General features: G+C 62.4%; 9 protein-coding genes and 2 pseudogenes. 5 read left to right on the top strand and 6 right to left on the bottom strand.

The window, feature by feature from the left end; genetic code table 11:
* Positions 1 to 37 precede the first annotated feature (37 nt).
* From M727_RS0131890 to M727_RS44090, 4 genes are all read right to left on the bottom strand, one after another.
* Positions 38 to 1,084, bottom strand: a complete 1,047-nt coding sequence (locus tag M727_RS0131890; RefSeq protein ID WP_027155940.1) for a lipocalin-like domain-containing protein — start codon at positions 1,082 to 1,084, stop codon at positions 38 to 40.
* The gene (locus M727_RS0131885; protein WP_027155939.1) at positions 1,074 to 3,473 is read right to left on the bottom strand and encodes an ABC transporter permease; all 2,400 of its coding nucleotides are present in this window, start codon (positions 3,471 to 3,473) and stop codon (positions 1,074 to 1,076) included. Before M727_RS0131885 ends, M727_RS0131890 begins: the two co-directional genes overlap by 11 nt.
* A complete protein-coding gene (locus M727_RS0131880; protein WP_027155938.1) occupies positions 3,470 to 4,126 on the bottom strand; it encodes an ABC transporter ATP-binding protein in 657 nt (218 codons plus the stop codon). The genes M727_RS0131885 and M727_RS0131880 overlap by 4 nt, the downstream gene beginning before the upstream one ends.
* A 9-nt stretch (positions 4,127 to 4,135) precedes the next feature.
* Positions 4,136 to 4,405, bottom strand: a complete 270-nt coding sequence (locus M727_RS44090) for a hypothetical protein (protein ID WP_027155937.1) — start codon at positions 4,403 to 4,405, stop codon at positions 4,136 to 4,138.
* A 562-nt stretch (positions 4,406 to 4,967) separates the two neighbouring features.
* On the opposite strand from M727_RS44090, the gene M727_RS0131870 reads away from it, so the two are divergent.
* The 3 genes from M727_RS0131870 to M727_RS0131860 are packed head-to-tail and all read left to right on the top strand — an operon-like array spanning position 4,968 to position 6,882.
* Positions 4,968 to 5,393, top strand: a complete 426-nt coding sequence (locus M727_RS0131870) for a hypothetical protein (RefSeq protein ID WP_027155936.1) — start codon at positions 4,968 to 4,970, stop codon at positions 5,391 to 5,393.
* Positions 5,394 to 5,402: 9 nt separating this feature from the next.
* Positions 5,403 to 5,921: a hypothetical protein gene (locus M727_RS0131865; protein WP_027155935.1), complete on the top strand. Its 519-nt coding sequence runs from the start codon at positions 5,403 to 5,405 to the stop codon at positions 5,919 to 5,921.
* A gap of 34 nt (positions 5,922 to 5,955) precedes the next feature.
* On the top strand, positions 5,956 to 6,882 hold the full coding sequence (locus tag M727_RS0131860) for a CBASS cGAMP-activated phospholipase (protein WP_198032737.1): 927 nt from the start codon (positions 5,956 to 5,958) through the stop codon (positions 6,880 to 6,882).
* 604 nt (positions 6,883 to 7,486) lie between these two features.
* Here M727_RS0131860 and M727_RS41010 read toward each other — a convergent pair.
* Together M727_RS41010 and M727_RS0131835 are read right to left on the bottom strand one after the other, a co-directional pair.
* On the bottom strand, positions 7,487 to 8,302 hold the full coding sequence (locus tag M727_RS41010) for a methyltransferase domain-containing protein (RefSeq protein WP_084646999.1): 816 nt from the start codon (positions 8,300 to 8,302) through the stop codon (positions 7,487 to 7,489).
* Positions 8,303 to 8,567: 265 nt separating this feature from the next.
* A pseudogene (locus M727_RS0131835) lies at positions 8,568 to 8,855 on the bottom strand (DUF1214 domain-containing protein); the annotation flags it as partial.
* Here M727_RS0131835 and M727_RS0131830 point away from each other — a divergent pair.
* Positions 8,842 to 9,174: a hypothetical protein gene (locus M727_RS0131830; RefSeq protein ID WP_027155930.1), complete on the top strand. Its 333-nt coding sequence runs from the start codon at positions 8,842 to 8,844 to the stop codon at positions 9,172 to 9,174. The pseudogene M727_RS0131835 and the gene M727_RS0131830 overlap by 14 nt on opposite strands.
* Positions 9,175 to 9,357: 183 nt before the next feature.
* A pseudogene (locus M727_RS38465) lies at positions 9,358 to 9,657 on the top strand (hypothetical protein); the annotation flags it as partial.

Raw genomic sequence — 9,657 nt, 5'->3', positions numbered from 1 at the left:
TGACGATCTGACGCGCAGGCACAGCCGGGGTCCACGGTCATCGCCGCTGGTAGCCCGTCATCTCGAGATAGCCCTTGCCAGGGTGTGTGCCGGCCACCCGCACCGGACCTTCCCAATAGGGGATGCTGAGACCCATCCAGGCNTGAGAGTTGAGCGCGCCGACGGTGACGTCGAGCGCACGGTCGGGCAAGACGAGACGCCAGCGCGTAGGAATTTCGCGCCCCTCCACCCAGCTCGTCTCCAGCGGGGTCGCAACGAGCTTGCCGTCGCCGTAGGGCGTCACGGCACCGTCCGCCGCGATCCAGGTGGCGGAGGTGAAGCCGCTGTCAGCGGCATCGCGCAGGCGGAAACCCATCAGCTTCTCGCCTGTGTCAAAGGAAAGCGAGAACCAATCCCAACCGTTTTGGTCGTCCGCCAGCGGCTGCGACGACCATTCGCGATCGAGCCACGCGGTGCCNCGCACCCGGATCTCACCTTCCGGCAGACTAATCTTTCCCTCAACTGAGAAAAAGGGCTGGGAATAGTAGTAGCTCGCCTGCCCTTTCGCCGACTTGACCGAGTAGCCGCCGGCGCCGTGGAAGACGAGCGGGCCTTCGGCATGCATCGCGATGTCGTAGGCGAAGTCATTGCCGGTCGCGCTNAGCTGAAGTCGGTCCAGGCTGTCGCCCTCCATCTGCCAGGCGTCGATCCAGGCCGCGAAGGGCTTGGCAATCACACCCGCCTGGCCGATGCCGCCGCGCGCGAAACGCTCCGTGGAGAGGTGGGTCNCGGCGCTGGTCACAGCGGCATGGCCGAACCACACCTGCGGGCTCTCCCATCCCTCGGCCTCGCCCGGCGCGAGCGCCGAGCGGAACAGCGTCCATTGCAGGCCGTAGTCCGCGCCGTCGGGCCCGGTGAGGTTCGCGGTCAGATACCACCACTCGATCCGGTAGTCCGGATGGGCTCCATGATCCTGCGGGAACTCGAANCGCTTGCCCGGTTCCGGAACGGCGAAGCCTTCGGCGTCTGTGCCGAGCCCGGCAAAGCCCTGGGCGAAGGCATTGCCGACACCCAGCAGCAGGAAAATNAGCGCCCTAGCGTTCATTGGCGAATATCCTCAGCAGCCCGGTCGGCTCCATGCGCGACAGCCGCCACGCTGGCCAGAGCGCGGCGAGCAGCGCGGCGGCGAGCGCGAAGAGNATCAGGCGGATGTATTCGACTGGAAACAGGTACATCGGCAGGCGCCAGCCGAACGCCTCGACATTGACAATGGCAAGCAAGACCCAGGCGAGCGCCAGGCCCAGCGGCAAGGCCAACACGGCCGTGATCGCGGCAAGCAGGACGGTACGCAGGATTTCTAGCCCGGCAAGCCGGCGCTGGGTGGTCCCCATCGCCCATANGGGCGCCATCTGCGGCAGTCGCATCGCCGCCAGCGTGAGCAGGCTCATCAGGATTGCAAACGCGGCAACCGCCAGCGTCAGCACGTTCAGCGCATCAGTCACGGAGAAGGTGCGCTCGAACACCGACAGCGAGAACGCCTTGATCGCCGCCTGGTCGATGATGCGCGCGGGTGGAACGTCGAACGCCTCCGTGANCGCCCGNCGCAGGCCCTGAGGATTGCCGGTGCGAACGCCATAGCGGCTCGGCTCGATGGCCGGGAACGTCTGGCGAAACAGCGCCTCGCCGACGATGGCCTGGCCGATGGGATTTCCGTANTCGCCGACGACGCCCGCGACCGGCAGCGACAGCCCGGGGCCGAGCGCCAGCGTGTGGCCGACGTGCAGCGCGGCGCGGCGCGAGAGCTGCTCGTTGATTACGACCGCNCTGCCCGCTTCGATCTCGTCCCAGACGGCGGGGATTGCGTCGAGGAAGCGCCAGTTTTCGCGGTAGGTGTAGCCGACACGCACCCCGAAAATCTCCGCCGGCAAGCCGGCGAGCGTCGCTTCGACCGACATGATCGGCAGCACGGCGTCAGCGTGCGNCTCGAGAAAACGTTCCAGAGCCGCCCGGTCCGCGACNGCGTCCGCATCGACGTACAGTTCGGCTGACAGGCGCTGGTCGAGGAAGCCGACAAAGGTCAGGCGGAAGCTCGAGACCATGGTGGAAACGCCGACATTCGCAGCCATGGCTAGCAGCAGGGCCATCAGTGCAAGCCCGAGGCCGGGCAGTTGCTGACGCGTATCGGCCCAGAACCATTGCGCCATGGCGCGAACGGCTTGTGCTTCGCCAAGACGAAGGATTGCCGCCAGGCAAGGCGGCAGTGCAAGTGCTGCGCCGAGCAGTAGACAGGCAAGCAGCGCGAAGCCGGCGGCCAGCCCGCCCCCAGTGACGGCCAGCACGCCCGCCGCCGCGAGCAGCACGACCGCGGCTGCAGCCTGGAGCGTTCGCGTCCGTCCCGAGCCCAGCGCCCAGGCGCGGCCGCCGGCGCTCGCAACGACTGGCATCCGCGCCAGCCGCCACAACGCGCTCGCGGCGGCGAGCAATGCGCCGCCGAGCGCCATGGCGATTCCCGAAAGCCACCATGCCGGGCGGATCTGCAGCGTGCCTGCAACGTCGGCGCCATAGAGGCCCCGTATCGTCGCGGCCACGTCCGGCAGCAGGAGCGCTGCGATGAGATAGCCGAGCGCGATGCCGAGCGCGCCGGCAAGCGTCGCCAGCACGACAAGCTCGGCGATCATCAGGACGACCAGGCGGCGGAGCGGCACGCCGAGGGCGCGCAGGGTGCGGATCACGCCACGCCGCTGCTCGAAAGCAAGGCCGATCGCACCGTGGACGATGAAGATGCCTACCGCGAAGCTGAGGAAGCCCAACGCCGTGAGGTTGAGATGGAAGCTGTCGGTGAGCCGGCCGACATCGGTCGCACCGTCCGCACGCTGCAGTACGAGGTCCGGTGCGATATCCGCCAGCGGCTGTTGCCGCAAGGGCTGCTCCGGCAGGACGATCAGGCGGCTGATGCGCCCGGCGCGGCCAAGCAACTTCTGGACGACGCCGATATCGGCGAGCACGCTGCCCGGCGCGACCGCCTGATCGACCAGAACCGGGTTGGGCATGTTCGCCTCAAGGAGCGCGGCCATTTCCGGGCCGGCGACCAGCGTTTCCGCGCGCAAGAAGCGGTTGAGATCGGTGCGGGCCAGTGCTTCGCTTGCAGCGGAACTCGGCGGCGCGGTCAGCGGATCGACGCCGACCAGCCTCACGGCGGTGCCGCCGACGCGCAGCCTTCCCTCCACCACCGGACTGACCAGCCAGCCGGCACGGCGCAACGCGACGAAAAGCGCCTGGGGCATGGAATCCCCCTCGCGCGGCATCAGCTGGTGGAACCGGCCTTCGGCCAGCGTAGCGGCAGCTGCATCATAGCTCGCGCGTGCCTCGGCGTTGATCGCCTGCACGCCTGACCAGAGGGCCGTCGCCAGCGCGAGGCCGAGCACCAGCGTCAGCAATTGAAGCCGGTTGCGTCGCCAGTGCGAAGCCAGTGCCTCGAGGACAGCGCCGGTCATGCAAGGCGGCCCTGGCTGAGATGCGCCCGGCGCCCGAGACGTGCCGCAAGACGCGGGGAGTGGGTGACCATCAGGAGCGCTGCGCCGGTCTCCGCCACGAGCGCGAGGAATTGCTCCATCACCCCGTCCGCCGTCGCCTCGTCGAGGTTGCCGGTCGGCTCATCCGCGAGGATCAGCTTCGGCCGCGCCGCGAGCGCGCGGGCGATCGCCACGCGCTGCTGCTGGCCGCCGGACAACTGCTCGGGGTATTTCCGCAGTTGCGGCTCCAGGCCCAGTGCGTGGGCCAGTCGTGAAAGCTCCTGCGGTTCCGGCGTGCCGATCAGACGTGCCTGAAAGGCGATGTTGGCGGCGACGTCCAGGGAGGGGATGAGATTGAACTGCTGGAAGATGATGCCCACCGTGCTTCGCCTGAGCCGGGCGCGACCACTGTCGTCGAGCGCGGTGACCTCCTGCCCATCAAGCCCGACGCGCCCGCCGTCGGCAGCGTCCAGTCCTGCCACGAGGTGGAGCAGCGTGCTCTTGCCCGAACCGGATTCGCCGGTCAGCGCTAGCGTCTCGCCGGCGTCGAGCGAGAGTGTCACGCCCCGCAGGACCGGCATCGGGCCTTCCGGGCCGGGATAGGATTTCAGCAGGTCTTCGATCGAAAGCAGCATGCACCACAGCTACAGTCTGTGGCGAAAAGGAAAAGCGCTGCAGTTGATAATTCCCCAGAGGAAGCGCTGCTGCCCTGCAAGACCGCAGCTGGTTTCAAGCGGGAAGCCGACAATTGTCGCGTAGAACCAACCACCAGGCTGCACCGGGTCGTCGCCAACCTTGAAAGTGATCCAGGTGCCAAGCCCTACCGCCGAAATCGCCTCGCCGGTGGAAGGGATGGTGCGCGTCAGCGGGGCGGGCGTCGCGGCGAGCGTCTTTCCCGGCCAGGCGAGGGCCATCGGGGAGCCTGCGGCCACCTTAACGAATGTCCCTGCGGGTGATGTTCATTCAACCGCCATCGCTGAACTCCGGCCTCCCCGCATAGTCTGGAAAAGATAAGTCTTCGCGAGTTCTACCCAATAGACAGGGCAGGACAGGGAGTACACGAAGGTGTTTTCGCAGGCCGGTGACAGATCGTTCGCGCGTCTGGGGAAAGATGAGATTCGACCCACGGCTTAACCACCGGATCGACGATGCTATGCACTCCACGATGCCAATTATGCGACTTTCGAAGCACAAATAGCGAACATCCAGCTCTGGTTTGCAGGGTCTGGTGGAGCGGAACCGCGTACCCCATTTGCTGCGTAGAGACATACGTTGGCTGGGAATCTGCGGCCCAAAGTTGCAGAGCATGTTACTTTCGGCTTGCGTTAGGAGATTCAGCTATGATTCGATCGGATTCGCACTATAGCGGTCGATTTCGTGCGTTCGTTTCCTTATAATAGGTCGAATAGGCTTGATATCGAGCGATCTTCACGCTACATACCGGGCATGGTACGGAGCCGACAAAGGAGCGTTCCGATGAGTGAATTCGCTAAAACTCTCCAGGGTTTTGTGGAGCAAATGCCAGACAGCCGCCAAAAGCTAGAGTTTCTGGAAGCCTTACAGGTGTGCCCGGTTATCGATCTAGAGGTCGTCCCCGAAGAGCGTGCAAATAAGAATATGAACTACCTTCGGAAACGTGCGCTTGAGTCTGGGCAGGCTTATGTGATTGCAAGGGCTGGGCGCCTCGACAATTTGCCTCAGGCAGCGTTCGTCCTATCGTCGGATACCATACTCTCGCTGATTGACTCAGTTCGCGGTGGAACAGAACGCAAAACTGCACGGCGAAGGCCCGCAAGTGCATTGCTTGCACAGCTAAAGCCGCTCGATGCAAGCGTTGTGAAGATGCGTCTTGAGCCTCGGTCTCAAGAGGAGACTGTTGGCGGACGCGGACGTGTATTTTAGTCGCCGCTCATGTCGCGCTATTTGATGAGCTCCCAGTGCGTCTTTGACGTGATCAAGAGGCGTAACCTCAGTGCTGAACTTTGGTTAGAAGCCGCAGACTCGCGCGGCATCTATGCAGACGATATCTGCATCAGTGCAGTGACGCCTATGACCATCAGATGGCAACTTGAACAAGCGCTCACGGCGGCACGGGCAAAGCCCGAAGCCGCCGTGCATCCCGTGCCGGTAATCAGAGACTTCATCGACCAGGCAAACAGGCTGTTCGAAGATTTCGCGCGCGATGACCGGATCATTGCGATGGACCATCGGATCGCCTCACGCTGGGGCGATCTGCTTGATATGAGGATCACATATCGAGATCCCGACGGCCGGTCATTCGATGTGCCTAGCGCGACCAAGGTTGAGATTGCAACAGCGCTGGTTGGGAGGGGAGATTTCCCGTTTGTCTACGTGGACTACCATCAGGATGGGCACGCAGACATCCCGGGACTCACCGTAGAAAACCCTGAAGACTTCGTTCGCAAGTGAAATGGCGCAGTCCGCTCCTAATAGATTTCAGATCTTGGCACTGAGCGGTGGAGGCTATCGAGGGCTCTTCGGCGCCGAATTTCTTGCCGCATGCGAGTCGAAGTTCAACGTTCGGTGCAACAACCGCTTTGACATCATTTCTGGAACCTCTATTGGCGCGCTCCTTGCTGCGGGCCTTTCGGCATCCGTTCCAGCGACGACATTAGCGGCGACAATCAAAGATTGCGGACCGTCGATCTTCGCTCGTGGCATCACCACCAGCGTCAAACAGCTCGTGGTCGCGGCACCCTATAGTCCGGCTCCAATCCTTGAAGCCATTCGCAAGACGCTCGGTAAGCCCGTTGCCGCAACTCTGCTCAGCGACTACGACGCGCCACTCATCATAACGGCCGTCAACTACTCAACAGGCGAAACGAGCGTCTTTCGTTCCAAAGGCATTGCGGGCAAAGCGGCCAGCGCCGTGAGCATCGAAGATGCGATACTCGCGAGCGCTGCGGCACCGACCTTTTTCCCGACGAAGAAAATCGGGCCAAGCGAGTACATCGATGGTGGGCTTGTAGCGAACGCGCCAGACATGATCGCCCTCCTCGACGCGGTGAACTTCTCTCACGCGCGGATGGAGGAGGTCTACCAACTTTCGATCGGCACCGCGTCCCGTCGGCAAGGTTCCGCCGTGCATGAGAAATCCCGAGCTCCCGGATCTTTCTCATGGATAGCGCGTCGTGGGCTTATCCAAACGATCATGGCAGCCCAAGAACATTTGGTGCTGTCTCAGGTCAGCAGCCTCCTTCGAAATCGATTTCTACGCATTGACGAAGAACCTGCGCAGAACCAGGTCGAAGCCATCAAATCATTGGATCTTGCATCTCCAGAAGCAACACAAACGCTTCAGCTGTTGGCGGGCAAAGCGTGGGAAGGACACAAGGCTGCGCGGCCGCTGAGGGATTTCTTCGTCCGTTAGGAGATCTCGTCGAGAAGGCGGCTGCGAGCGTTTCGCTCCCAAGTCTCGTAGGGCGTCGTCGGGCTCCAGAACATGTGCCAAGCGTCCTGAAGCAGGCCTGAGATTGTTGGCGGATTCTGGATGTTGAAACCGACAATTCCGCACTCTCGAAACGCGGTGACGGCAGCGGATGCTAGGCCCGACAAAGCTTCGAGTGGATAGCAGAGGTCGAAGAGCGCCGTTTTCTCTGACTCCCGGTCGTTTGTTAGTCCTTGCCAAGCCCGGCCAACCGCCTCGGCATCCCGCCCACAATCAGTTTGCCGCAAGACCGCAAGGATCACGGACATCCGTGCATCGTGGCCCCTGTGCATTATTGGGACACAGATTCACGGTAGGCGTTTCGCCGCTGCCTGATCGGCAAGGTTCGACCCTCCTCTGCCATTCCTTCGGAGCGGCGCTACGGCAAATCGTGACCCAAAGACGACTAACGTCTGCCGCGACGTGGAAGGCAGCTTTGCGCCGCATCTCAGTCGTTCCGCCCGAGGGCAGAGGCAACCGAAAGCGGACGCGCTGTTCAGAAATCTACCTCTTGGTTACGGCAAAACGAACCACAAGAGCCCATCGACTAGACCGGTCGAACGGCTTCAGCCCAAGACATTCCAAACCAGACGGCCGAGTCCTGCTCCTTGCTCCAATCAATCAGGGCGTCGAGCGTCGCAGTGACGGATTGGCGGGGCAATCCGATAGCGACGATATCGTCGATCGCTTCATCGATGATGCTCGCAATGTTCCGGACAACTGCCTCAAAGTCAGGCTCGCCGGCGCATCCGCCAAAAAAGACAAATGTGATACGTCGTGGACGCAAGTCGGCCTGATGCAACAATTGAACAAGGCGACGTCCGATGATTGGATCATTGCCGTGTCGGTCGTAGGTTCGCTGATAGGCATGCCATAGTGAGGCAAATCCCGGTGGCTCGGGCCAGAGCCGAAGCCCATCATAGTCGTCATCTGACAATATCACCCGTCCGCCCGGTCGCACTGCGCCGGCCATGTTGCGAACAAGCAGCAACGGGTCAGGTAGGTGCTCGAGAACGAACCGCGCATGAGCAACGTCGAACTGTCCAAGCTCGTTGTCGGTAAGAAGTGGAGCAAGCACGTCACCCTGCCTCATCTCCAGAAATGCCAAATCCCCATCGGCGTCGGCCTGTCGTAGCGCCTCCGCTATCTGCTCCGGGCTTCGCTCCAAAGCCAAGACCGGAACACCGGTGGCCCGCGCCATCATTCTCGAAAACTGCCCTAACCCAGCACCGAAATCGACGACCCGCTCGCCAACAACCAGCTGTGCAGCGTCGAGACATCGTTGATTAAGACGCTTGTTTAAAGCCGTCAGCCGTTGCTGCTCGGCTTCACTTGAGCCATGCGTATAATGCGATGACGACATTCACTGCCCCCAGATCGAATGACCATATCAGCTTCGCATAAGGTCGGACGGCGTCAAGATCAGCGGCTGTGAATTGAACCGTGCCGACCCCCGCGCCCGGCACATCAATTACCGCTTTGCGCCCGATGTCGGTCGCGAAGACCTGCGTTGCCATTTCCTGAAAGCGGACATGGCCGCGATAGCGCCAGTTCCGGACCTTTGCAAGTGATGCGGCGAAGGTCGTATTTCGACCAAATATTTAACCGCCCGGCATCGGCAGCTGTCGTCAATTCACCTTTTCGATGTCGCCTGGCTTCCAGCTGTTGTCGAGGGCGGCTTCGGTTGGGCCGTAGAGCCTGAGGATGGCGAAATACCCTCGGCCCGGCACCGTCGCGAGCCAATTGCCGGCCTTGCCCTCTGGGGCTTTTGGTCCAAGATAAAGGTCCGTGCTGCCGTCGGCGTTCTGCACCGGCTTGTCGCGCGAGCCGAGCGACGGGAATGGTTGCCCGTTGGCGAGGCCCGAGGCGTTCTCTGCCTCGTAGAGCGTCACCGACCAGAAGTTGGCGGCGGGAACATATCCAAGGCAGGCCGAGGTCGTCGATCTGCTCGCGTGTCAGACCGATGCGCTCGACGCGGATCGGCGACGGATCGAAGTCGACGCCCTTGACGTTGGCGCAGTCCATCAGGTTCGACTTGATGACATCGGAGATCAGCAGGCCAGCGGGATCGTGGTCGCCGACGTAGAGCAGGACGCACTTCCGCCCGGCTTCGTGGTGGGTCTTGAACCGCATCAGCATTCGGCGGCGCAGGTTGATGTCGGCGAAGCCCTTGCTGGGGGCAAGGGGTCGTCGGTTCGAATCCGGCCACTCCGACCAAATAAATCAAAGGCTTAGCCGGGAAGTCCCTAGCCGAATAAGCTCAAAAATCGGAAAATGGGGTCCTCTCGGGGTCCATAAACCGGGGGGGAATCGATGCCGCGACCACGGCCCGCCTAAGAACGACATGGCAGGGAACCGATTTAACAAGCTCTGAGTTTCAATTGTTAACCCAAGGTGAAAGTCTTAGGGAGCAACACAATGAAAACCATCCATCATCTCCTCGCCGGCACCGGTATCATGCTGATTTCAAGTGCATTTTTCGGCTCAACGGCGACCGTTCCAGCATTTGCGCAGGCGATTGAGCGCCAGATCTCGGCGGGGCAGCAATGTCGCTTGTGCCCGCCGCTCACCACTGGCGAGGGCCATCCGACAGGCACAGCTAGTAGGGACACCATCGCCGGCAGCGGCAGCGTCGGCGACCACGGCACCGGCAGCGTCGGCGGCACCGGCAGCATCAGCGGCAGCGGCAGCATTGACGGCAGCGGCACCGGCAGCATC

Origin of the sequence: Mesorhizobium sp. WSM2561 (assembly GCF_000513915.1) — a bacterium.
Lineage (GTDB): Bacteria > Pseudomonadota > Alphaproteobacteria > Rhizobiales > Rhizobiaceae > Mesorhizobium > Mesorhizobium muleiense.
This window is presented reverse-complemented; position numbering and strand designations above follow the sequence as displayed.

Bases quoted from the DNA above. Each gene is read 5' to 3' on its own strand.
- M727_RS0131880 (WP_027155938.1), bottom strand. From the start codon at position 4,126: ATGCTGCTTTCGATCGAAGACCTGCTGAAATCCTATCCCGGCCCGGAA.
- M727_RS41010 (WP_084646999.1), bottom strand. From the start codon at position 8,302: ATGTCGTCATCGCATTATACGCATGGCTCAAGTGAAGCCGAGCAGCAA.
- M727_RS44090 (WP_027155937.1), bottom strand. From the start codon at position 4,405: ATGGCCCTCGCCTGGCCGGGAAAGACGCTCGCCGCGACGCCCGCCCCG.
- M727_RS0131870 (WP_027155936.1), top strand. From the start codon at position 4,968: ATGAGTGAATTCGCTAAAACTCTCCAGGGTTTTGTGGAGCAAATGCCA.
- M727_RS0131865 (WP_027155935.1), top strand. From the start codon at position 5,403: ATGTCGCGCTATTTGATGAGCTCCCAGTGCGTCTTTGACGTGATCAAG.